Here is a 23,440-nt window from a genome sequence, read left to right as displayed (position 1 = left end):
GGAGTCTTGGCGGCGTTCGGAGTGCTCTTGCTTCTTCTTCGCCCCTGGACAGCATCTCTCGCGACGACTCCAGAAGCACTGATGGCAACGCGCGGCGAGTCCCTCCGGTCGGGATTGCTCCTCTTTTCGGTGATGATGCTCCTCGTTTCTCTGCTGGGGCCACGCTGGGGTGTCGAGAGGCGAACCGCCTTTCGAACGCAGGGAAGGGTCTGGCTCGTTCTCGACGTGAGCCGGAGCATGCTCACCCCTGATGTCGCGCCGAACCGACTCGAACGCGGCAAGGTGATCCTCGAGCGAGTCGCCCAGTCCTTGCCGGGGCTTCCCGTTGGACTGTTGGCGGTCCGTGGAGGTGTCGTACTGACCTCGCCGCCGACGACCGATCGCGACGCTCTGCGAACGAAGATCGAAGAACTCTCGATCGACTCGGCGCCGCCGAGCGGGTCCCGCTGGCAAGGGGCACTCAATTGGCTCGCGCGTCACAAGAGCGGGCGGCCCCAAACGCCCGAGGCGGTGGTGATTGTTTCCGATGGGGGGGAGCCCTCGATCGACGCCGCCTATCTCCGCGCGGCACGCGAGGCGGGATTGGTGGCGATGACGATTGGCGTCGGCGATGAGAAGCTCCAACAGACTTCGGATCCCGCGCGTCACCCCCTTCGACGGGCGGCCCTCCACGCCGCCGCCCGTGAAACCGGCGGCTTGTACGTCCCCGCGGGGCAGCACGAGATCGACCTCGGCGCGATCGTCGCCGAGCGTCTCATGCCGAAGATGGAACTCGTCGAAACAGCGCTCGCCAGCGATCGACGGATCGACCGCGGGGGCTGGTTCGTCTGGCCGGCACTCTTGGCGGCGTTGACGGCGACGGCGCTTCGCGGCATCAATGTCGATTGGGCCTTGAAGCGTTCGACGGTTCCGGTGACGGTCGATGGGGACGCGATCTCATGACGACGATCCTACTTTGCTGCGTCGTGTCGCTTCCCGCGGACGAGCCGGGTTGGGGATGGCGGAAACGCTACGAAGCCGCGCGCGTCGCCTACCTTTCGGGTGACATCGCAATGGCAGCCGAACTCTTTCGCGCTCTCGCTCAAGCGGATCATCAGGGGACGGCGCTCGCGTGGTTCGGGCTCGGCAACGCTTCGGTTCAGTTGGCTCTCGAACACCGCGAGTCGCCGCCCATCGCGGATCGGCACGCGCGGTTCGCCGTCGAGGCCTACCGCAACGCCCTCGACCGAGCACCGACGAAGCTGCTGTCGGTCGGCGCCATTCGCCACAATCTCGAAGTTGCGAAACAGTTGCGGGAGCGAAGCGAGCAAGGAGAGGAGAGTGACGACCTTTCCGCGGGCGAACGCTCCTCCCGGCTTCCGCCTCCCCCGAGCCTCGTGAAAACGGAGCCTTCGAGTGATTCGCCCGACGAATCTTCTAGTGAAGTCGAAAGCAAGCCGTCCAAGATCATTCGCGCGAACGTCGGTCTACCGTTTGACGACCCGGGCGCGATCGATCCTGCCGATGCTCGGCGGGCGCTCCAGGAGGTTCTTCGACGGTTGCGGGACTCGCAACCGCGCGAGCCCCCTCGGTCGGTGGCGATTCCCGGAGATTACTAGCACATGCTCCATCGTTCCTTTAGAGAGCCACCGGCTTTTTTTCAGCCAGTGACAAAGGACCCGGGGGCTGGCGACGAGCCAATGGAACGGTGACGGAGCGGACTCGCTGAGTCTTTGCCCAACCGGGATGCTGAAAACTCGAGAGAGACTGGATGAAGATCAACAACACGACGATTGTCGACGAGTTCGCCGAGGCGTTCCCGATGACGGCGAGTCGTCTCCTCGTCACCGCCGCCGATGCGTATTGGGTCGAGGTCGCCGCCCGCGAGTCGACGGGCTACGCCACCTCGGTCATCGGTTGCGACGCGGAGGCCGGGATCGAACGTTGGCTGACGCCCGAGGAGACCCCCGACGGACGTTGCGGTGTATCGCTGCTCTTCTTCGGCTTCAGTCGCGACGGCGTTCAGAAGGCGGTGGTCAATCGCGTGGGGCAAACGCTGATGACATGCCCCTCCACCGCGTGCTTCGACGGGATGCCTGCCGCGGAGAAACGAATCGAGGTCGGCGGTGCCCTTCGCTACTTCGGCGACGGCTACCAGATCAGCAAGCTCTTGGAGGGACGCCGCTACTGGCGAGTGCCCGTCATGGATGGCGAGTTCCTCTGCGAGGAGACACTCGGAACGAGCAAGGGAGTCGGCGGGGGCAACTTCCTGATCCTTGGACGCACCCAGCGTCAGACACTTGGCGCCGCGCGCCAAGCCGTCGAGGCGATCGCCACGCTCCCCGACGTCATCTGTCCCTTTCCAGGCGGGGTGGTCCGCTCCGGCAGCAAGGTCGGCAGCAAGTACAAGAAGTTGCGTGCGAGCACCAACGATGCCTATTGCCCAACCCTTCGGGCGACTGTCGCGAGCGCCCTTCCGGACGACGTTCACGCCGTGTACGAAGTGGTGATCGACGGGCTGAGCGAGGAGGCGGTGGTGGAGGCGACGCGGGTGGGGGTCAAGGCCGCGTGCGTCGAGGGTGTCGTCGCGATCTCGGCCGGCAACTATGGCGGAAACCTCGGCCCCGTCCACATCGCCCTGCGAGAGATCCTGGCGAACGATTGACCGGGTGGGGCCGCGGTTATGATAATGCGGTCTCGGGAGAGATCCCGTCGCGGGGGATCCTCTCTTCGAACTCGATCGTGTTGGCGTCGCGCGCGGTGGCTGCTCCCCGCGACGGACAGACTCTGGGGCGAGAACCAAGATTAGGCGGAAGCGATGCGGATTCTCATCGCCGAGGACGATCCCGCGACACGGGCGCTCTTGCGGCACTTTCTCGCGGGTTGGGGGCATGACGTGCTCGAGGCCGAGGATGGCCAGCGCGCCCTCGACTGCCTCGAGGCGGACGCGATCCCTTGCGTCATCACCGATTGGATGATGCCCGAGGTCGATGGACTCGAACTGATTCGGCGGATTCGCGATCGGCAATCGATCTTCTACACCTTCATCCTGCTACTGACCGCGAAATCGGACCGGGACGCATTGATCACCGGCCTGGAGGCGGGCGCCGACGACTACCTCAGCAAACCCTTCGACCAGGAAGAACTGCGGGTGCGTCTGCGGGTCGCCGAGCGCATCTTGCAGCTCGAGCACAACCTCGCGCATCGTACCGAGCAACTCGAGTCGCTCAACTCGGAGATCTCGGTCGCGAATCGGAAAATGAAAGCCGATCTCGAGGCCGGGGCCAGAGCCCAGCAGGCGTTGCTGCCCAAGATCCTTCCCAATGTCATGGGCCTGTCATTCGCCTACTCGTTTCTCCCGTGCGATGAATTGGCGGGGGACATTCTCAACATCTTTCCGCTCGACGAGGAGCACGTCGGACTCTACGTGCTCGACGTTAGTGGCCACGGCGTTCCCGCCGCGCTGTTGTCGGTCACCTTGAGCCGAATCATGTCCCCGATTCAGAATCCCGGATCGGTCCTGCTGCGGCAAAAATACGACGCCTTCGCCAAGAGCTTTCTCGAGCCTTCGGAAGTGGCGGTCGCCTTGAATCAACGCTTCGCCTGGGATCCGATGACGAAGCACTACTTCACGATGGTCTACGGCGTGATCAGTTGGCGCACGCGCCGCTTCCGATTCGTCACGACCGGGCATCCGGGGCCGGCGCTTATTCCACGATCGGGGAAATGTCGAGTTCTCGAACATCCCTCCTTTCCGGTCGGCATGATCACCGAAGCGAAGTATCAGGATCATGAGATCGAATTCGAGCCGGGCGATCGCCTCTACCTCTATTCCGACGGCGTGACCGAGGCGATGACTCCCGACAGGGAGATGTTCGCGACGGCTCGTTTGCTCGAAACGCTTGAGGAATGTCGTGAAGTCCCCTTGGCCGAGAGCCTGAACGTCCTCGAACGCCGGATCAAGGAGTGGACCCAATGCGAGGAGCTGAGCGACGACGTGACACTCATCGGGGTTGAAATTGGCGAGCCGGAGGCCAGTTCGGACGAACCGGGGACACGCCCCATCGAACGGGAGACACGATCATGACGGCGATGCTCGTCTACATGACGACGGGAGAGCGCGAGGAAGCACGCACCATCGGCCAGGCCCTCGTGCAAGAGCGGCTCGCCGCGTGCGTCAACATGATCGAGCCGATGACGTCGATCTACCGTTGGGAGGGCAAGATCCAGGAGGACAAGGAGGTCGTCCTCTTGGCGAAGACGACCAGCGAGCAACTCGCGGACCTCATCGAGAAGGTCAAGTCGCTTCACTCCTATGCCTGTCCTTGCATCGTGGCGGTTCCCATCCAAGGGGGAAACCCCGCCTTTCTGCAGTGGATCGCGGTAGAGACCGCCCCGGACGGCTGAGCCTCAATCCTCTTTCGTCAACGCTCCATAGAGGTCGGGGCGCCGATCGTTAAAGAGGTGCAACTCGTAGGTGCCGGGCCGTCGCACCAGGTTCTTCTCGCGAGCCTTGGCGGGATCGACCTCGGCGATGAGGATCTCCTCGCGGTCCTCTTCGGCCCGGGCCAGCGTGTTTCCCCAGGGATCGCAAAAGATGCTTCGGCCGGGAAAGTGGGTTCCCCGCTCGTGACCGATCCGGTTGACCGCCAGAAAGTAGACCTTGTTTTCGAACGAACGAGCCGCGGGCAAGACGCCCGAGGTGTTGACCGACTCGGCGGGCCAGTTCGTCGGCAGGACGACCAAGTCCGACCCCGAAAGGGCCAGCGCCCGGCAGACTTCGGGGAAACGCGCATCGTAGCAGATGTGCATGCCGACCTTGATGTCGCGGATCTCGTGACATTCGAAGGGGCCTTCTCCCGGCGTGGTGAACCGATCGATGCCCAGGTGGGGGAGGTGGGTCTTGCGATAGGTCGCGACCACTCCTTGGGGGCCGAGAAGGCAGCAACTGTTGTAGACCTCGTCGCCCTGACGCTCCAAGAGGCCGACGATCGCATGCGAGCCATGCTTCGCGCACGCGGCGACGAGACGCTCGGTCGATGGCCCGCCGATGGGCTCGGCGACCTCTTTGGCTTCGTCGAGATCCTCGAAGCAGTAGCCGGAAATGGAGCACTCGGGGAAGACCGTCAGGCTGACGTCCTCGACGGCGGTTTCGGCGAGAAAGGCCTCGATGCGTTCGCAGTTTGCTCTCGGTTGACCGATCTCCACATCCATTTGCACGCCGGCGACACGAAATGGTTCCGTCATGAAGTGCCTCTCCGCTGAAGTGGGCCGCTCGCGATCCTATCGAGTTCATCTTGCGCCGTGAGCCGGACGAAGCAACCGCCGCCTCTCCACTCTTGTACGGCAATCCGGTGCGACAAGGAGAGTCATTGTTCAATTCTCGTGGCCGTTATTTTCACGTCGGGGGCATCAGGCTTGATGCTCGTCGGACGCGAGGGCCAACCATTCCTCCTTCTCGAAGAGGACCGCCCGGACGGGAGAGCCGTCGGCGCCGGGAAGGCGAAGGGGGAGGCAGGCGTAGAGGTAGTCCCCGCTCGGTACCCGCTGAAGATCGAGACAGACAACGACCGGAACCCCTCGTTCCGCAAGCGTTCGGTGAGCGGGAAACGTCGTCGAGTCGGCCGGGTCGAGACTATAGGTGTCGATACCGATCGAGAGCGGCTCGAGTTCCAGCAAGTACTTCGCCGCGGCGGGAGCCATGCAGACGTAGTCGGCGCGAAACGCCGGTTGATGGAGCATGTGCCCCGACGGAGTTCGGAAGAGCAAGTGCGTCCGGCGCGGCAACCCGAGCGGTTCGAGATGGTGACGAGCGATTGCCTCTTCGGCGGCGATGTCGACAACGCGAGCCTTGCCGATGAGACGGTCGGCCGCGAGCGACGCCACATCCTCCCCACTCGCGAGAAAGTGCAGCGGGACATCCAAGTGGGTTCCGACATGGCAGCCGGTGGAGAGGCTCGACAGATTGAGATGATCCCCTCGGTCAATCGAGGTGACGCGCTCCAAACGTGGGGCGGGATCGCCCGGGTAGATTGGGAGTCGGTCATCGATGGGAAGGGTGAGGTCGTACATCGGCCACTAGCGCCCGCGAAGGAATGTCTCGATCCCAAGCAGATCCTTCAGTTCGGCGAAACTGAGCATTTCGTCGGTAAGCCCATCGATGCGGCCCTCCCTGAGGAGCGTTTTGACCATGCGGTCGATCGCCCAAGCCGAAACCATGAGGCTCTCCACCGGATAGGCCGCGATGCGAAAACCGAGCTGCTCGAGTTCATCCGCGGCGAGGATCGGTGTTTGGCCACCGGTGAGCATGTTAGCCAACTGCGGCCGATCGATCTCGCTGGCGACGCGGCGAAGTTCTTCGGCCGTTTTGGGAGCCTCGACGAAGACCATGTCGGCCCCCGCCTCGGCGAACCGCTGCCCGCGCATGATCGCCAGGTCAAGACCATCGACCGCACGGGCGTCGGTGCGCGCGATGATCACGAAGTCATCGTCGCCGCGAGCTTGCAGGGCGGCATCGAGCCGCTCGAGCATTTCCTCGATGGAAACGATCTGCTTGCCGGGAAAGTGACCACATCGCTTGGGGAAGACTTGGTCCTCGATCAGCAGTCCCGCGGCTCCGGCCCGTTCGAACTCGCGAACGGTGCGGGCGATCTGATGGCGATCTCCGTAGCCGGTATCGGCGTCGCCAATCAGGGGAACGTCGATCGCGCCACAGGCCCGACGAATCGCTTCGGCCATCTCCGTCATCGTCAACAGACTCAGATCGGGCATGCCGAGGGTGCTCGCCGTCGCTCCGAAGCCACCGAGGAAAAGGCACTCGGCCCCGGCTTGGACCGCGACGCGAGCGCTGAAGGCATCATGAACTCCCGGAGCGCGGATCAACGCGGGCTGGGCCAGAAGTTGTCTCAATCGTTTCGTGGGTTTCATCCCGTCATCTTATGCGCCGAGAATGGCGGCGTGCACCGGTTCATCCGGCGTTGCTGAAGAGATGTTCACGAGCCTGGGCCCAGTCCTCAGGGGAGTAGAGGACCTCGCGAGCTTGCGATCCGTTGTATTCCCCGACGATGCCATCTTCGGCCATGAAGTCGATGAGTCGAGCGCCGCGGCCGTAGCCGATTCCCAGCGCCCGTTGGAGCAGACTCACGCTTCCCCGCTGGGCGTTGATGATGACGTCAACCGCCTGCTCGTAGAGCGGGTCGCGATCGGAGAGATTCTGAACTTCGCCGGTGTCGATCGGTTCGTCGGTGCGGGCGTCGAGATCGATCGGGCCTTCGCCATTCTCGGGCGTCGGCTGCTGTTTGAGGAACTCGACCACGCGGGTCACTTCGTCGTCGCTGACGAACGTTCCCTGAGCTCGCATGAGGTTGCTGGTGCCGGGAACGAGGAAGAGCATGTCGCCGTTGCCCAGCAGTTTGTCGGCCCCCATCTCGTCGAGGACGACCCGGCTGTCGCTGCGGGAAGCGACTTGGAATGCGATTCGCGCGGGGAGGTTCGACTTGATGAGGCCGGTGATGACGTCGACCGTCGGCTTTTGCGTCGCGAGGATGAGGTGGATGCCGACCGCACGCGATTTTTGGGCGAGCCGGATGATGTGCGACTCGACCTCTTTCGGCGCCGTCATCATCAGGTCGGCCATCTCGTCCGCGAAGATGAGAATGTACGGCAGATGATCCGGCAGCCGTGTCGGCGAGTCGTCGTCGAGGGGCCCGACGCGCTGGAGTCGTTCCTCCGGCGTCAGCTTGTTGTAGCCATCGATGTGACGGACGCCGACGCTCGAGAGGAGCGTGTAGCGCTCTTCCATCTTGTCGACCGCCCACCCGAGAAGGGCTTCGGCCTTCTTCATGTCGGTGACAACCGGGTGCATCAGATGCGGAATGTCCTTGTAGAGCGACAACTCGACCATCTTCGGATCGATCATGAGCAAGCGGACTTGCTCGGGCGTGCGCGTCAGGAGGATGCTCAAAATCAACGCGTTGAGACAGACCGACTTACCCGTGCCGGTTCGGCCGGCGATCAACAGGTGAGGCATCTTCGCGAGGTCATAGACCAGTGCGTCGCCCTTGACGTCCTCGCCGATGAAGAGAGGCAGTCGCATCTTGTTGCTTGCGGCCGTCGTCTCTTCGATCAACGCCCGGATGCGAACGGTGACGCGGTCCTCGTTGGGGACCTCGACGCCGACGGTGTTCTTCCCAGGGATCGGCGCGACGATGCGGACGGTGGTCGCTTTCATCGCTCGCGCGACGTCGTCGGAGAGCCCCTTCACCTTGCTGGTGCGAAGTCCCGGCGGTAGCGCGATCTCGAACTGCGTGATGACCGGGCCGGTATGCCACTCGACGACCTCAATCTCCATGTTGAACTCGGCAAAGACACTCTTGAGCATCTCGCCCTGGGCGAGGACGGTTTCGTCGCGTTTGGACTCGTCGACCGATTCGGGTTCGTCGAGGATCGCCAGGTCGGGGAGCGAGTTCTCCGCCGTCGAGAAGCTCAGCAGACTCGCCAACGTCGAGGTGACCGGTTTGGACTCCTTGGGCTTCATCCAAGTCGAGGGAGTCTTCGCGACGGTCCCCTCTTGCGGCGCCGCGTTGGTTGGGGCGGCGACGGCCGGGGTGAAGGCCGCTTGGCCCGTGCTCGCCGACTTGGGCGTTCCCAGCGATGGGCGAAGTCGGGCGAGCCGATCCAAGAGGAGCATGACCAAGCCACGCGCGATCAAGAGGAACCGGAACGCGATGCCCGCGAGCAGCCGTTGGCCGAGCTGAAGCAGGCCCAAGCCCGTCGTGCGCAGCCAGTGGCCGCCCATCATGACGAGCTGATCACACGCGAGCATCAAGCCGCACAAGAGGGCGATGCCGAGAATCATCAGCGAGCCGACGAGCGAAACGTTCTCCTCCAGCATCCGTCCGAGCAACAGCCCGACCATGCCTCCGTTGCCCGCGACCGAGAGCCAGGGTGGCGTTGAGCCGGTCCGGGAAAGGAACGCGGCGACGACAATCATGCAGAGAATGACGCCCGAGGCACGCCGGGCGAGGTCGACGATCGAATGACGCCGGAAACAACCGACCGCGAAGAGGGTCGTCAAGAGGCACAACCCGAAGGCGGCGGGGCCGAACCAGTCGACCGAGTGCCACGCCAAGGAGGCTCCCAGCGGACCGCACCAGTTCTCCACCGATTCGTTGAGTGGATAGACGATCGTCGACGGCGGGTCGGCCGGATCGTAACTGGTGAGGCTGGCACCGATGAAGAGCGTCGCCAGGGAGAAGAGAACCCCGAGAAGGTCCCGTTTCAGATCGCGCGTCGATTCCATGCGTGCGTCTTCCGAGCCGTGGTTTCGATCGGGAGGGAGTCATCGCCGAACGGCAGGCTCTCATAGGAATGGTGCGAGAGGTGTCGCGGGGCGACCGGCGCACGCTCTCCTGGGGGAGCCTACCATCTGATCGGCATCAGTGAGTTCCCCGTCGGAAGGAAACTCGCGATTCTCGGGGCGACGAACGATCGTTTGGGCAGATGATGGCGAATTTTCATGTCGTACTGATTGAACCGGAGATCCCCGCGAACACGGGGGCGATCACCAGGCTCTGCGCCGCGACCGGCTCGTCGCTTCATCTGGTGGGGAGGCTCGGGTTTCGTCTCGACGATCGTCGGCTCAAGCGCGCGGGGCTCGACTATAGCCCGCTGGTCGAAGTCCAAACACACGTCGATTGGCCGAGCTGCCAAGAGGTGTTGCCGGCGGCCCCGGTCTATTTCTTCTCCGCCCGAGCGGAACGTCTTTACACCGAGGCGAGTTACCTCCCCGAGTCGATCCTGGTGTTCGGCTGCGAGACCCGTGGCCTGCCGCCGAGTCTCCTGCGCCAGACCGAGCGATGCTGGCGGATTCCCATCCTCGATGAGCGCGTTCGTAGTCTAAACCTAGCGACGTCGGTCGGGATCGCTCTGTATGAGGGACTGAGACAGTGCACCTGACTCACTCGAGCACAGTCCTATCCCAAATCGGGGTGCCATGCCCACACCATAGAGGTGGGCAAGCGGGTTGTGACACCATAGAGGTGGGCTTGCTGGTTGACGCCGCAGCAAGGGCATCAGGAAATCGCCGGTGATTGACATGGACCAAGGGATCGACAACACGACACAAGCATCGCGACCACCCGCCGCTGACTCTCGGGATGCCGCGACCGGAGCAACTCACTTTGTCCCCAAGGCGGCCTACCTGCACGTGCCGTTCTGCGCCCATCAGTGCGGCTACTGTGACTTCGCCAGTGTCACCGGTCGAGATGACCGCCGCGACGATTACCTCGATGCCCTCGCGGCCGAGATGGCAGCGATCCTCGACGGCCCCAAGAGCCTGCGGACGATCTTCATCGGGGGGGGCACGCCAACCTACTTGGAACCCGACCAACTCGACCGGCTTCTCGAATTGACCAATCGCTGGTTTCCCGTCCAGTCACTTGCGGAGTTCACGGTGGAGGCCAACCCCAACACGCTGACCGAGGCCAAGGTCGACGTGCTCGCCCGCCACGGCGTCAACCGCGTCAGCTTGGGGGCCCAGTCGTTCGAGCCGCGCATGCTCCGGGCACTCGAACGCGATCACGACCCGGAATCGGTCGGGCGGGCGGTTGGCTTGCTCGGCGATGTCGGCATCACCAACGTGTCGATCGACCTCATCTTCGGCGTCCCGGGCCAAACGCTGGAGAACTGGAAGTCGGACCTCGAGCGAGCCTTCACGCTGCCGCTAAGGCATCTTTCGGCGTATGGGTTGACCTACGAGAAGGGGACCAAGCTCTGGAAGGAGCGGCGTCTGGGGATCGTCCAACCGGTGGATGAGGAACTCGAACGCCAAATGTTCGACCATGTCATCGACCGAACGACCGCCGCGGGTTGGGATCACTACGAAGTCTCCAACTTCGCGATGCCGGCGCCCGCCGAGGGCGAAGAAGCCTGGCGTTGCGAGCACAACCTGATTTACTGGGCCAACGCGGCCTACTACGGCTTCGGCACGGGGGCGGCCGCGTACGTCGACGGGGAACGCACTCTCAACACACGCGAACTCGACGCGTATATCGATCGCTGTTCCCAAGGCCGCTCGCCGATCTCGCAGCGAGAGCGACTCGAGCCGGAGCCCAAGGCACGCGAGACCCTCATTGTGAACTTGCGGCGGCTCGACGGGGTCGAGCGAACCGTCTTCGAGCGGCAGACCGGGTACTCGCTCGACGAACTGACGGGGGAGCGATTGCCCGAGTTCGTCTCGATGGGCCTCCTCGCCGACGACGGGGAACGGCTCCGGTTGACGCGCGAGGGGCTTCCCTTGGCGGACGGAATTTTGCAGACATTCCTTTAGTGTCCTTGTCCATCGAAGTCCCAGTGTCCTGATTGGCAAGTTCGTGCCATGAAACCACGTTCCCAGATCGTGCGGGAGGGTATCGAATCAGAGGCGTCTCCCGCCTGCCCACGGCGGGCGTGGTTTTCCCAAGCATGCCCACGGCGGGCGTGGTTTTCCCAAGCATGCCCACGGCGGGCGTGGGCATGGCACCCAAGCGTCTTTTGGGCAATGAATTGACCAAGCAGGATATTTGCGGATCATCGCGGCGAGATCTTCCGATGGTGGGTCGGGAGGGAGGTGCCGCAAGAGCATGGCGAGATAGAAACGAGTCGGAGTGGTATTGATGGCGAGCTACGCGGTCTTTCTCTTGGCGGCAGGCAAGTCGAGTCGGTTCAAGGGCAAGGAGAAGAAGACCTTCGCCGACCTCAATGGGCGGGCGGTGTGGCTGCACAGTCTCGAGCGGTTCTCGATTCGCGAGGAATTCGCGCAGATCCTGATCGCGATCTCGCCGGATGACCGCGAAGTCTTCGACCGACGCTATCGCGCCAATGTCGCCTTTCTGCCCAACGCCAAGGTCATCGAAGGTGGGGAGGAACGCTACGACACCGTCGAGAAGTGCCTGCTCGCCTGCAAGCCCGACGTCGACTACATCCTGATTCACGATGCCGCGCGTCCTTGCCTGGAGGACGAGATGGTCGAGCGGCTGATGGAGGCGGTGGAAGAGACCGGCGCGGCGTCGCTGGGGGTGCCGCTCGCCGACACGCTCAAACGCGTCGACAACGACCGGGTGGTCACCGAAACGCTGCCGCGCGAGGGGCTTTGGCTGACCCAGACGCCGCAGGCCTTCAAGCGGCAAACGCTGCTGGATGCCTACGCCCATCGGGACAAGGTGACCGTTCCCGTGACCGACGACGCGATGCTGGTCGAGGCCTTGGGCACGCCGGTGACGATGGTCGAGGGAGGCGCGACCAACATCAAGATCACGACCGGCCGCGATCTCGGTTTGGCGACGTCGATCATCAAGAGTCGTCCCAAGCCGAAGGACAAGGGAGGCTTTCACCCCTTCGCCGACGAAGGGATGTGGAAGTGATCGGCGGGATATTGACTTCGGCCACGGTGCCCGCATGATGGCTCGCGGAATGACTCGCCCCTCGCAGGAGCCACCGCGATGTCCGCCGAACCCTTTTCCCAGAACACGCTTCGAGCCGGTGACGTGATCTCCACCTCTTGGGAGATCTACAACAAACGTCTCTCGATCTGCTTGGGCGCGGGCCTCTTAACTCTCCTGATCGGGATGTTGCTCGGCGTGCCCGCCGCCGCGCCTCCGCTTCGCCAATTCGCTGTCGGACGCGGCGTTTGGGGCTTGATTCAAACGCTGATCATGCTCTTTTTCTACCTGGGGTTGGACTTGATGCTGCTCAAGGTCGTTCGCGGAGAACGCACCGACATCGGCGAGTTGTTCTCCGGTGGAAAGTACTACCTCACCGCGCTCGTCAACATGATCGTGATCTACATCGCCTTCGGGATTCTGGGAATCGTGATCGCCCTCTGTTCGTTCGTTCCGATCTTGCTGATCCCACTGGCGCTGGCGGCAATGTTCTTCTCCTTCATGGTGACCCTCGTCTTCTGGCCCTTTCTCTACATCGTGATCGACGAAAAGCCGCAGGGGATCGAGGCGCTCAAACGCGCCAACGAACTGACCAAGGGCAACTACGGCGCGATGGTCATCATCTTTCTCTACATGCTCGGATTGGGATTCGTCGGAGCGCTCGCGTGCGGGGTCGGCCTCTTCTACACCTTGCCCCTCTGTTTCACCACGCTGACCACCGCCTACGTCAAGCTCCGTGGCGAAGCGACCGTCATGGAGACGGCTCCCTCGAGCATGCCCGAGATCGAGTAGCCAACAGCACCCCGGATGCCCTATGCTGGGGCTCGAAGCGGCCTTCATCCATGGTCGCCACCAGTTTCAACGTCTGAATGGGGGACTCGATCATCAGCCACGTCATGCTCGCGCTGCTCGCCACGACGGTCATGCAGCAACAAACCGACAACTCCGCGACCAACCAAGACGAGCCCAACGTCGTCATCATCTTCACCGACGATCTCGGCTACGGGGATCTGGGCTGCTACGGCCATCCGACCATCGCGACACCCAACCTCGACCAGATGGCGGCGCAAGGGATGAAGTTCACCGACTTCTACAGCGCCTGTTCGGTCTGCACGCCGAGCCGCGCGGCGCTGATGACCGGCCGACTTCCCATCCGCAACGGCATGTGGGGCAACCGCCGGGTCCTCTTTCCCAACTCACCCGGAGGATTGCAGCAGAGCGAAGTGACGATCGCCCGTGCCCTCAAGCAAGTCGGTTACGAAACGCTCTGCGTCGGCAAGTGGCATCTCGGGCATCACCCCGAGTACCTCCCGACGAGCCATGGCTTCGATCAGTACTTCGGCATTCCCTACAGCAACGACATGGAGGTCGAAAAGCGGGGCGATCCGCCGCTGCCCCTGATGGAAAACGAAACGGTTCTCGAAGCGCCCGTCGATCAGACGACGCTGACCAAGCGGTATACCGAGAAGGTCGTCTCCTACATCAAGGAGAAGAAGGACGATTCCTTCTTCATCTACTATGCCCAGACCTTCCCGCATGTTCCCCTCTACGCCTCGAAGGACTTCAAGGGAAAGAGTCGTCGCGGTCTCTACGGCGACGTCGTCGAGGAGATCGATTGGTCGGTCGGAAAGATTCTCGACACGCTCAGGCAGGAGGGGCTTGCGGAGAAGACGCTCGTCTTCTTCACCAGTGACAACGGTCCGTGGTTGATCAAGATGCTCGAAGGGGGCTCGGCGGGGCTCTTGCGTGAGGGAAAGGGTTGCACCTACGAAGGGGGCATGCGGGTGCCTGCTCTGGCGTGGTGGCCCGGAACGGTCAAGGCGGGAAGCGTCAATCATGAGCTCGCCTCGACGCTCGATCTCTTGCCGACGGTGGCGGAACTGACGGGAGCCAAGCTTCCCCAGGACCGGAGCTACGACGGGTTCAGCATGGTCCCGATGCTGGAAGGAACGGGGCCGAGCAAGCGCGATCACATGTTCTTCTACCGGCGCAACGAACTTTACGCGGTTCGCCTTGGCGATCACAAGGCTCACTACATCACGCAGGGAGCCTACGGCAAGACCGCCCGCAAACTCGAACGCCACGATCCACCGCAGCTCTATCACTTGGGGCATGACCCGTCCGAGCAGCACGATATCTCGGCGAAGAATCCCGAGATTCTCTCGCGCATCGACCAACTCGTGAAGGATCACCAAGCGAGCTTGGATCCACCCCCCTCGCAACTCGACCGCAAGGCCGAGAAGCCGAAGAGCTAGCCCTTCGGCCTCTTCGCGTCTCAATCCTTCCTCTTGTTCACTGGGTGCCACTGGCTGCTTGTCAGCCAGTGAGAGGAATCGGGCATTGCCAACGTGCCCATCTCTCTGACACTGGGTGCCGCAGGCTGCTTGTCAGTCAGTGCCCGAAAAATTGGATTCTATCGTCACGCTCGTCCTTTTTGCGTCGCTCGGTCGAAGTGCCGCACATCCGCAGGGGGCCGGCATCGCGGCACTTTCAACCCGCGTCGTGACCGGGCTTGCGTGGCGCCAGTTGCTCGGCTTCGAGGGCCCCAACGGCGAGAGGGCTCACGGGCCTTCGTCGGTCTCTTGCCGCTCGCGCATCTCCTTGGACCAGCCCTTTAGAAACCCTGCGCCGAGTCCGAATAGCCCACCCACCAAGACGTAGGACGACAGGAAGCGGCGTCGGCTCTTCGCTTTCGACTTCGGTTTCTCGTCCAGCACCTTTTCGAGAATGGCGCCGACGAACGCGAAGACCAAGCAGTAGAAGATCGCGGAGAAGACCACACCAATGCCTTTCGTGGGAAGCGACACCGTCGTACGCCGTGCGACGCGTCGTTGGGGCTCATCCTAGTGGCGCGGGCACCGAACGCCAGTATCGACGGGAGCCATCCCAAACGGCGCCCGGCCGCTACTGGGAGTTGTCGATGTTGATGATCCCCCCGCGAATCGAATAGATGATGATGTCATCGAGTGGAGCGAACTCGAAGGGGACATCTTCCTCCGGCCCGGTGGAGACCAACGGGATCTGCCACGGCAGGGCGTAGGTGTCGATGGCGTAGTAGTTGACCGCCGGGAAGAGAGTGCGCAGTGGCCAGTGGAGTTGCAAAGGCCGATGTTCGACCACCTCAAGAGCGGGGAAGTCGTCCGAGGGAGGAAAGATCGACCACGTGATCAGCCGCGGATGAACGACGACATCGCCGGGCGCAGGCCGACCAAGGCCGTACTCTTCGGGGTGGGCGAAGAGAGGATTGGCCCCCTCGCGAACACTGTAGTACAGGAATCCCCAGTTGCCGGTCGCCCACGTCTTGATCCCGGCCATCGTCCTGGGACGGACCGTGTCGATGGCGGTCCGACGATAGGCCCCGGCGATCTCGGCATCCCCGATCGCGATCGCCAACGCGAGCAGGGCCGAACCACTCAGGAGGGCGAGGCGCCAACGCCCCTCAGCCCACATTCCCTCGAGTAGTCGCGCGAGGAGGAAGACCAGCGGCACGAAGAAGAGCAGCAGATGACGTACGGCGTTGAACGGGACCGAGGTAATGTTGAAGAGGAGCATCATCAAGATCCAAAGGGAGAGAAACGCCTCCTCGTCGAACCTCCAGGGCCGATCCTTCCCCAGCCGCGAACCGAGGAAGACGACCGCGATGCCAAGGAGACTCAACACCCCGTGGAAGGTGAAGAGCACCACGTGCACCGACTTGACGAAGTCGATCTGGAAGAGCGCCTCGCGAGCGGTTTCGCGACTGACGTAGAGAAGGTCCCCCCACGCAGCCGCCCCCGCGGCCAGCAGGCATCCCACCAGTGCCAACCACCCCCAGCGTCCTCGCTGCACAAGAACGATGGCGACCACGGGACCGAAGACGGTGACGGCGCCCGTTGAACGGAGAATCACCAAGAGCCTCGGCCCCCACAACTCGGGACGGAAGACCATGCCGTGGGAACTGAGGTGAGGCTCGCCGTGAAAGAGGATGTTGTGCAGCGACCACGCCGACAGCATGAGCACTGGAGGAATGAGCGCCACGAGCGCCCGCGGTCGACGAAAGCCCAGGGCCCCGATGACGAGCAGTGGCCAAAGCAGGCCGGCGGTGTACTTCGTCATCAACGCCAACCCGGCGAAGAGGCCCGCGAGCCAGGCCGGTCCCAGTCGATCCGTGTCCCACGACTTCCAAGCGAAGACCAACGACCAACTCCAGAAGCAGAGCAGGGGGCCTTCGAGCATTAGGTTCTGCCCTGGCAGGAAGAAGGGACCGAAGAGGATCATCGCCGTTGCCCATAAGGGGTGGGACGTCAGTCGTCGCGAAAGATGATAGAGGCCAAACCCGGCGAAACAGACCGCGACGCTTTGCGCCAGGTGAAGCTTCCACTCCTCGATCCCAAAGAGGCCGATGATCGTCGCGAGGACATATTTCCAAAGCGGCGGGTTGTAGTCGATCTCGAAGAGCGTCGCGGGCTGGCCGTCCTTGGCATCCCAGAGAACCCTGTTGTCGTGGCTCCGTCCGCCGAAGGGATCGAGAGGATCCTTGACGATCTGCCCGGCGACCCTCAGGTAGAGGACGTCGTCGATATGGAATGCCTTGTTGAGGAAGGGAAGCGTCGAGGCGAACGCTAGGCACAGGACGATCAAGTAATCACGGCGAGGAATGGCTGCTGAAGGTATGCTCACGCTTCGATCACGGTTAGGAGAAGAACATCGACCCTGGACGCGCCCGACGGCCGTCATGACCACCCTCCCGTCGGGTGACGTGGGGGCAGGCGGCGCGTCCAAGACGATCCTATCACATCCGAGGTGTTGGTGGGGCTCGGGATCCAATTCCGGTCAGTTGGACCGACGTGCCGGAGGGGGGAGCATTTGCCGGACTTTGGCCAACCCGCTAGAGAAAGAGGGACCACGATCGATGCCGATCCCACAAGGAGCATGATTCTCGATGAACACGATTAGCCGTCGCCACCTCATGGCGAACACTCTGGGAGCTATCGGAACAGCGTCACTCTTGCGGCCGGAGGACGCCTTGGGCATCGAGCCGATCAAACGCGTCGGCAAGTCGGTCGTCAAGCTGAGCCTGGCCGCTTACTCCTTCCGCAACCAGCTCGCTCCCAAGGGTGGAACGCCGTCGCTCGATTTGCTCGGGTTCATCGACTATTGCTCGAGTCTCCGCCTCGACGGCACCGAACTGACCTCCTACTACTTCGCCAAGGAGATCACCAACGATTACCTGGGATCGCTCAAGCGGCGCGCGTTCGTCAATGGCCTAGGCGTCTCCGGCGGCGCGATCCGCAACGACTTTTGCCAGCCCGACGGCGAAAAACGCAAGCAGGACATCGCCCACACCAAGCAATGGGTCGATCACTACGCGATGCTCGGCTGTCCGGCAATTCGGATCTTCGCGGGCAATGTGCCCAAGGGGAGCTCCAAGGACGAGGCGATCGGACGCTGCGTCGAGGGGATCGAGGAGTGCTGCGAACATGCCGCGAAGAAGGGCGTCTTCCTCGCGCTGGAGAACCACGGCGGCATCACCGCCACCTCGGAAGACATGCTCAAGATCGTCAAGCAGGTAAAGTCACCCTGGTTCGGCGTGAACCTCGACACTGGCAACTTCGCCCGCAATCCTGCCCCGTACGACGACTTGGCGGCGATCGCTCCCTATGCCGTCAACGTTCAGTTCAAAGTCAGCCGGCACACCCAGAAGCACATGGGGGGCGAGGCCGAATACCTCTCCAAGTGCATGCGGATCATTCAGGATGCCAACTACAGTGGCTGGCTCGCCCTCGAGTACGAGGCGTCGGAGGATCCCTACCGCGCGATCCCGCCGCTGATCAACAAGCTCCGCGCCTCGATCGGCTGACTCGACCGCGCTCCCGTCGGGTGGGCCGTGACCCACCTCTCTGGGAAGACAACCGTGGCTCACGCCTGGAGCGGAACGACGTATTGCATCAGGGCGAGATAGTGCGTCACGCTCCCGGCGATCACGAAGAGATGCCACACCGAGTGAAAGAACGGGACGCGGTGGTCGAGGACGAGAAAGAACGTTCCCGCCGTGTAGAAGACGCCCCCCACGAGCACCATTTGAAAGCTCTCGGGGGGTAGCTGGCTGAGGATCGGACCGATCTCGATCAGCGGCAGCCACCCCAGCATCACGTAGCTCCAGACGTGGACCGACTCGAGGCGATGATGTGCCCCGAGTTTCGTCACGAACCCGAAAAGCGCGATTGCCCAAAGCGTCCCGAAGAGCAGCCACCACCAGCCGAAGCAGAGGTACGCCAACGCGAATGGCGTGTACGTCCCGACGACGAGCAGGTAGATCACCGCTTGGTCGATCCGGCGCCACGTGTCCTTAAATCCTGGTTCCTGCGCGAGGTGCGAGACGGTCGAGGCGAGGTAGACCGCGATCAGGGCTCCGACGTAGATGCCGCAGCCGACGATCTTCCAGGGAGTTCCCTCGCTCAGCACGACGCGGAGCATCGCGGTTCCGCCGACCAGGCTCAGTAGCAGCCCCAAGCCGTGGGTCAGCCCGTTGGCGATCTCCTCGGGATGATGCCAAGGCAGCATCGCCCACCCTCGGGAGAGAGTCCTTCCGTACCAGCCTACGCGAACGGGGGAATACGACATCGAACGGGTTCCCTCGGGAAAGCGAGAACGTCGGGGCATCGATCCACGCAGCGGGACGTTCACCCCACATGAGGTGGACCACTGACGATCGCGCGAAACCATGCTCCCGAACTTATGGAGGGCGGATAACCGACCGGCAAGAATTGTCCAGTCGAATTCGCGGTGGGGCCTCGTGCCGAGCATTGCCTCGCTGGATTCATTCTAGCGTTCCCCGCCGTCGCGTCTCCTGGTCGCTTCTCGATCCGAGCCCCTGAATCGAGGGGCAACCAATGGCGAATCCGGTTTGAGCGGGCAGGGAGCCGCCGCGAGCGGGTGGCATTTGACGGCCTCTTCCCACACTCCTGACAAGAATGTTCGTGATGTCTCGTGGCATCATCCGTAGACTAGGGACGAGCCACGCGGAGACCGCGTCGCTACCTACCCGAGCGTTCCCCCCCTGGCCGCGTCGCGTGGCGCCGCCGGCGGACCCACCGACTCGAAGACTCAAGGAGACGTCCCCCAATGTCCTCGCTCTTGCTCGCGGCACTGCTCGCCGCTCCCCCCGTGGCCGATTCCTCCGAGCCGATCCAGCTCTTCAATCGCAAAAACCTCGATGGCTGGGGGACTTACACCGTTCAGACAGGCCACGAGAATCCCGGCATCTTCGCCGTCGAGGACGGCATCCTCAAGATCGCCGGCGGCAAGGAGGGCCTCGCGTACTACGGCGGCATGTACACCGACAAGGAGTACGACAACTACCGCCTCGTCGTCGAGTACAAGTTCACTGGCCCGACCTTCGGCAAACGCAAGGGCAAATCGCGCGACAACGGCATCCTGCTGCACTGCGTCGGACCGCACGGTCCGGGCCCGTGGATGACCTCGGTCGAGTGCCAGATCATCGAAGGGGGGACCGGCGACTTCATCCTGGTCCCCGGCCTCGACGACGAGGGCAAGCCGTTCAAGCATCACGGCGACTTCGAGGTCGAGAAACGCGGCGGGCAGTGGTATTACACGCCCGGGGCTCCCGAGCAGCGGATCACCACCGGCCGCATCAACTGGTACGGCCGCGACCCCGAATGGAAGGATGTCGTCGGCTTTCGCGGCTCGCAGGACGTCGAGAGTCCGCTCGGCGAGTGGACCCGCGTCGAAGTGATCTGCGACGGCAATTCGGTGACCAACATCGTCAACGGCAAGGTCGTCAACAAGGGCACCAACTTCGCCCTGTCGAAGGGCCGTATCCTCATCCAAACCGAAGGCGCCGAGATGCTCGTCCGCAAGATCGAACTGACTCCGCTAGAGAAGAAGGGGACGTAAGTCAGCAACGAATCCGGCCCCATACCGACACTCTTTGGTTAGCCTCGGTTGCTTGTCAACCGAGGTGGCGCAGCCACAAGAGACCTTCGGATGACGCGGCCAATTGACGATTGATGATGAACCCTGCCAAGGGCCTCTTGTACGCTACGCGTACCCAGATTGGCGAGCAATCTGGGCCACCTGCCAAGGGCCTCTTGCATGCTTCGCGTACCCAGATTGGCGAGCAATCTGGGCCACCCGCCAAGCTTTCCAGGCGGGCTTGGCGTGTGAGTAGGATGGTGTGCTTCTTCCTTTGTCCGGGGTGGCCTCGGTTGCTTGTCAACCGAGGTGGCGCAGCCACAAGAGGCCTTCGGATGACGCGGCCAATTGACGATTGATGATGAACCCTGCCAAGGGCCTCTTGTACGCTACGCGTACCCAGATTGGCGAGCAATCTGGGCCACCCGCCAAGCTTTCCAGGCGGGCTTGGCGTGTGAGTAGGATGGTGTGCTTCTTCCTTCGTCCGGGGTGGCCTCGGTTGCTTGTCAACCGAGGTGGCGCAGCCACAAGAGACCTTCGGATGACGCGGCCAATTGACGATTGATGTTGAACCTTGTTTGGGGCCTCTTGTACGCTACGCGTACCCAGATTGGCGAGCAATCTGGGCCACCCACCTCTTGTACGCTACGCGTACCCAGATTGGCGAGCAATCTGGGCCACCCGCCTCTTGTACGCTGCGCGTACCCAGATTGGCGAGCAATCTGGGCCACCCGCCAAGCTTTCCAGGCGGGCTTGGCGTGTGAGTAGGATGGTGTGCTTCTTCCTTTGTCCGGGGTGGCCTCGGTTGCTTGTCAACCGAGGTGGCGCAGCCACAAGAGTCCTTCGGATGACGCGGCCAATTGACGATTGATGTTGAACCTTGTTTGGGGCCTCTTGTACGCTACGCGTACCCAGATTGGCGAGCAATCTGGGCCACCTGCCAAGGGCCTCTTGCATGCTTCGCATGCCCAGATTGACGAGCAATCTGGGCCACCCGCGCAATGCATTCGACGTTTGGCCATCTCCACAACGTCGATCTTCCCCAAGAAACGTCTACCCGCCGATCTTCAAATCGAACAACCCGAAAACATCCTCGCGCGAAAGCCCGGTATCCCCGACGGGTTCGTGGTCGTCGATGAGGAAGGAGAAGAGTTCTCGCTTCTTCTCGAGGACCATCGCGATGCGCGATTCGATCGTGTCGGGGGTGATGAAGCGGGAAACGAAGACCGGGGCTTTCTGGCCGACGCGGTGGGCGCGGTTGATCGCTTGGTCCTCGATGGCGGGGTTCCACCAACGGTCAAAGAGAAAGACGTAGTTGGTGAATTGCAAGTTCAGCCCGACCGCCCCGGTGCCGTAGCTGAGCATCAGCAGCGGGCGGTCGTCGCTCTCCTTGAACTCGGTCAGGACGCCGTCGCGCTGGCTGCTGGGGATCTTGCCGTGATAGACCATCGGGTTGTAGGCGGCGAGTTCCTCCTCGAGCCAGTCGATCGTCTCGACCCATTGCGAAAAGAGAATCGCCTTGCGGCCTGACGCGGCGATCTCCTCCATGTCGGCTTTGACGGTCTGCGCCTTGGCGCTGTCGCGGGTGACCGGGTCGTAGTTACAGATCTGCTTGAGCCGGCGGATCAGGTCGAAGACGTGCTCGATCGTCACCTCCTCGCCGAGATCGTTGAGCTTGAAGACTCCCTCCTTTTCGGCTTCCTCGTACCGGCTGCGCTGCGCGGGTGTCAGGTCGACGTAGGTATCGCGGACGAGGCATTTGGGCATGTCCTCGTGCACCATCTCCTTGGTGCGGCGCAGGAGAACCGCCCCGACCGCGTCGCGCAGGAGGTCGTTACGATCGAGCATGCAAGGCCGCTGGTGGACAAAGTCGAGCAGGCTCGCCAGGTCGCTGGCCTGATTCTCGACCGGAGTCCCGGTGAGGGCCCAGCTACGCTTGCGGCGAATCGAGCGGACGATGCGCGAGGTCTTCGAGTCGATGTTCTTGATCCGCTGCGCCTCGTCGAGAACCACGACGTCGAACTGTGCGTAACCCTCACGGAAGAGATCCTCGTCGCGCGTCAAGCTCTCGTAGTTGGTGATCTTGATCGGGGTGCGGTCGTGAATCCAGGCGTTGCGGCGTTTGGCGGTGCTGCCGGAGACCGTCAGGATCGGCAGTTCCTCGGCCCAGAGGGCGAACTCGCGCAGCCAGTTGGTCACGAGCGGCTTGGGGCAGACGAGCAGGACGGAGGTGACCGAGCCACTGCGAAGGAGAAGTCTCATTGCGAGAATGGTCTGCATCGTTTTGCCCAGTCCCATCTCGTCCGCGAGGATCGCCGACCAGGCTTGGGAGAGGAAGTTGATCCCCTCGTACTGGTAGGGGAAGGGCTCAAACGGAAGCCAGAGCCGGTTGTCCGAGAGCAAGACGTTCAGCGGCGGCTGCAACACCGATTGCAGCCTGTCCCGCAGTGGCAGGCCGTCCGGCGGCGCCGAGCGCGGCAGTTTGGGGCTCGGCTTCGAGGGCCGCTTGGGGCGATCCTCGTCCTTCGTGGCCGCGTGCTTTTGGACCATGCCCTGGGCGAAGCGAAGGGTTGAGACGTTGACCGGAGGCCGCGCCAGCCGCTGCCGGTGCAAGAGGACACTCGGCATGGAAAGGGTCGAGATGTCCGGCGGAGCGATCTCGCCGGGAGAGTTCGGTCGCGGGAGCGTCGGGTTGGCGGTCGCGGGGTCAAGGGCCGTGTCGTCATCGAACGAGCGGACGTGGAGTTCGATCGCGGTAGGGGGCTGCTGTGGGGAGCGTTCCGGAGCGATCTCGCGAGTCTCTTCGTGGCGAATCTGATCGTGCACTCTACCCTCAATGGTCGTGCCTGGGAGGCCGTGTCCATGGCCTCCGCTGTTGAAAACCAGCGCGGGGGAGGAAATCGCTTGGGAAATCGCCTCCGCGCGGAGCCTCCTCGGGCTTATCGGTCGAGAGGCCCGCGCAGCTTCGGTAAAGACGTCGATCTGGGCGAATCGCGCCGGGTGGAGCGACGAGAGCGGACAGGATGGAGAAACTTTTCCGCGCGGAAGGGCATCGCACGTTGGCAAAAGGGCTTAGGGATACAAGGTGGCGGGACGGCCGGCAGTCTAACGGTCGTATCGGTTGCATA

At 62.8% G+C, this 23,440-nt stretch carries 20 protein-coding genes; 12 read left to right on the top strand and 8 right to left on the bottom strand.

Features of this window, described 5'->3' with window-relative positions; all coding sequences use genetic code 11:
* Nucleotides 1-81: 81 nt before the first annotated feature.
* The 5 genes from Pan216_RS19145 to cutA all read left to right on the top strand — a co-directional run bounded on the left by Pan216_RS19145 (nucleotide 82) and on the right by cutA (nucleotide 4,386).
* The gene (locus tag Pan216_RS19145; protein ID WP_145260397.1) at nucleotides 82-942 is read left to right on the top strand and encodes a vWA domain-containing protein; all 861 of its coding nucleotides are present in this window, start codon (nucleotides 82-84) and stop codon (nucleotides 940-942) included.
* Nucleotides 939-1,598 carry a hypothetical protein gene (locus Pan216_RS19140; protein WP_145260396.1) on the top strand — a complete coding sequence of 220 codons (660 nt, stop codon included), beginning with the start codon at nucleotides 939-941 and terminating at the stop codon, nucleotides 1,596-1,598. Before Pan216_RS19145 ends, Pan216_RS19140 begins: the two co-directional genes overlap by 4 nt.
* Before the next feature lie 152 nt (nucleotides 1,599-1,750).
* Nucleotides 1,751-2,644, top strand: a complete 894-nt coding sequence (fhcD, locus tag Pan216_RS19135; protein ID WP_145260394.1) for a formylmethanofuran--tetrahydromethanopterin N-formyltransferase — start codon at nucleotides 1,751-1,753, stop codon at nucleotides 2,642-2,644.
* A 153-nt stretch (nucleotides 2,645-2,797) separates the two neighbouring features.
* Nucleotides 2,798-4,066 (top strand): PP2C family protein-serine/threonine phosphatase, encoded by a 1,269-nt coding sequence (locus Pan216_RS19130; RefSeq protein ID WP_145260392.1) that lies wholly within the window; start codon nucleotides 2,798-2,800, stop codon nucleotides 4,064-4,066.
* The gene (gene cutA, locus Pan216_RS19125) at nucleotides 4,063-4,386 is read left to right on the top strand and encodes a divalent-cation tolerance protein CutA (protein ID WP_145260390.1); all 324 of its coding nucleotides are present in this window, start codon (nucleotides 4,063-4,065) and stop codon (nucleotides 4,384-4,386) included. The genes Pan216_RS19130 and cutA overlap by 4 nt, the downstream gene beginning before the upstream one ends.
* Nucleotides 4,387-4,389: 3 nt before the next feature.
* Here cutA and Pan216_RS19120 read toward each other — a convergent pair whose 3' ends face one another.
* The 4 genes from Pan216_RS19120 to Pan216_RS19105 all read right to left on the bottom strand — a co-directional run bounded on the left by Pan216_RS19120 (nucleotide 4,390) and on the right by Pan216_RS19105 (nucleotide 9,280).
* Nucleotides 4,390-5,226 (bottom strand): carbon-nitrogen hydrolase family protein, encoded by an 837-nt coding sequence (locus tag Pan216_RS19120; protein ID WP_145260387.1) that lies wholly within the window; start codon nucleotides 5,224-5,226, stop codon nucleotides 4,390-4,392.
* Between the two features lie 165 nt (nucleotides 5,227-5,391).
* On the bottom strand, nucleotides 5,392-6,051 hold the full coding sequence (locus Pan216_RS19115; RefSeq protein WP_145260385.1) for a cyclase family protein: 660 nt from the start codon (nucleotides 6,049-6,051) through the stop codon (nucleotides 5,392-5,394).
* Between the two features lie 6 nt (nucleotides 6,052-6,057).
* On the bottom strand, nucleotides 6,058-6,906 hold the full coding sequence (locus tag Pan216_RS19110) for an isocitrate lyase/PEP mutase family protein (protein WP_145260383.1): 849 nt from the start codon (nucleotides 6,904-6,906) through the stop codon (nucleotides 6,058-6,060).
* A 40-nt stretch (nucleotides 6,907-6,946) separates the two neighbouring features.
* Entirely contained in the window at nucleotides 6,947-9,280 is a 2,334-nt protein-coding gene (locus tag Pan216_RS19105) for a DNA translocase FtsK (RefSeq protein ID WP_145260381.1), read from the bottom strand.
* Between the two features lie 200 nt (nucleotides 9,281-9,480).
* Here Pan216_RS19105 and Pan216_RS19100 point away from each other — a divergent pair, with 200 nt between their 5' ends.
* The 5 genes from Pan216_RS19100 to Pan216_RS19080 all read left to right on the top strand — a co-directional run bounded on the left by Pan216_RS19100 (nucleotide 9,481) and on the right by Pan216_RS19080 (nucleotide 14,653).
* Nucleotides 9,481-9,936: a tRNA (cytidine(34)-2'-O)-methyltransferase gene (locus Pan216_RS19100; protein WP_419192727.1), complete on the top strand. Its 456-nt coding sequence runs from the start codon at nucleotides 9,481-9,483 to the stop codon at nucleotides 9,934-9,936.
* A 139-nt stretch (nucleotides 9,937-10,075) separates the two neighbouring features.
* Nucleotides 10,076-11,308, top strand: coding sequence for a radical SAM family heme chaperone HemW (gene hemW / locus Pan216_RS19095; RefSeq protein ID WP_145264144.1), 1,233 nt, complete (start codon nucleotides 10,076-10,078; stop codon nucleotides 11,306-11,308).
* Nucleotides 11,309-11,633: 325 nt separating this feature from the next.
* A complete protein-coding gene (ispD, locus tag Pan216_RS19090) occupies nucleotides 11,634-12,380 on the top strand; it encodes a 2-C-methyl-D-erythritol 4-phosphate cytidylyltransferase (RefSeq protein WP_145260379.1) in 747 nt (248 codons plus the stop codon).
* A 78-nt stretch (nucleotides 12,381-12,458) separates the two neighbouring features.
* Nucleotides 12,459-13,190, top strand: coding sequence for a hypothetical protein (locus Pan216_RS19085; protein WP_145260377.1), 732 nt, complete (start codon nucleotides 12,459-12,461; stop codon nucleotides 13,188-13,190).
* Nucleotides 13,191-13,267: 77 nt separating this feature from the next.
* The gene (locus tag Pan216_RS19080; RefSeq protein WP_419192726.1) at nucleotides 13,268-14,653 is read left to right on the top strand and encodes a sulfatase family protein; all 1,386 of its coding nucleotides are present in this window, start codon (nucleotides 13,268-13,270) and stop codon (nucleotides 14,651-14,653) included.
* Nucleotides 14,654-14,959: 306 nt separating this feature from the next.
* Here the strand turns inward: Pan216_RS19080 and Pan216_RS19075 are convergent, their stop codons facing one another.
* Both Pan216_RS19075 and Pan216_RS19070 read right to left on the bottom strand, forming a co-directional pair.
* Nucleotides 14,960-15,205, bottom strand: a complete 246-nt coding sequence (locus Pan216_RS19075; protein WP_145260375.1) for a hypothetical protein — start codon at nucleotides 15,203-15,205, stop codon at nucleotides 14,960-14,962.
* A 97-nt stretch (nucleotides 15,206-15,302) separates the two neighbouring features.
* Nucleotides 15,303-17,057, bottom strand: a complete 1,755-nt coding sequence (locus Pan216_RS19070) for an ArnT family glycosyltransferase (protein WP_419192725.1) — start codon at nucleotides 17,055-17,057, stop codon at nucleotides 15,303-15,305.
* Between the two features lie 262 nt (nucleotides 17,058-17,319).
* Between Pan216_RS19070 and Pan216_RS19065 the strand changes: the two genes are divergently transcribed.
* On the top strand, nucleotides 17,320-18,237 hold the full coding sequence (locus Pan216_RS19065; RefSeq protein WP_145260371.1) for a sugar phosphate isomerase/epimerase family protein: 918 nt from the start codon (nucleotides 17,320-17,322) through the stop codon (nucleotides 18,235-18,237).
* A 59-nt stretch (nucleotides 18,238-18,296) separates the two neighbouring features.
* On the opposite strand, the gene trhA is transcribed toward Pan216_RS19065, so the two are convergent.
* Nucleotides 18,297-18,941: a PAQR family membrane homeostasis protein TrhA gene (gene trhA, locus Pan216_RS19060; RefSeq protein ID WP_419192724.1), complete on the bottom strand. Its 645-nt coding sequence runs from the start codon at nucleotides 18,939-18,941 to the stop codon at nucleotides 18,297-18,299.
* Between the two features lie 561 nt (nucleotides 18,942-19,502).
* Here trhA and Pan216_RS19055 point away from each other — a divergent pair.
* The gene (locus Pan216_RS19055) at nucleotides 19,503-20,294 is read left to right on the top strand and encodes a 3-keto-disaccharide hydrolase (RefSeq protein ID WP_145260368.1); all 792 of its coding nucleotides are present in this window, start codon (nucleotides 19,503-19,505) and stop codon (nucleotides 20,292-20,294) included.
* Nucleotides 20,295-21,365: 1,071 nt separating this feature from the next.
* Here the strand turns inward: Pan216_RS19055 and Pan216_RS19050 are convergent.
* Nucleotides 21,366-23,138 (bottom strand): DEAD/DEAH box helicase, encoded by a 1,773-nt coding sequence (locus Pan216_RS19050; RefSeq protein WP_145260366.1) that lies wholly within the window; start codon nucleotides 23,136-23,138, stop codon nucleotides 21,366-21,368.
* Nucleotides 23,139-23,440: the final 302 nt, after the last annotated feature.

This window comes from Kolteria novifilia (assembly GCA_007748055.1).
GTDB classification, from domain to species: domain Bacteria; phylum Planctomycetota; class Planctomycetia; order Kolteriales; family Kolteriaceae; genus Kolteria; species Kolteria novifilia.
Note: the sequence above shows the minus strand (reverse complement) of the source record. Positions and strands in the feature narration are given on the sequence as shown.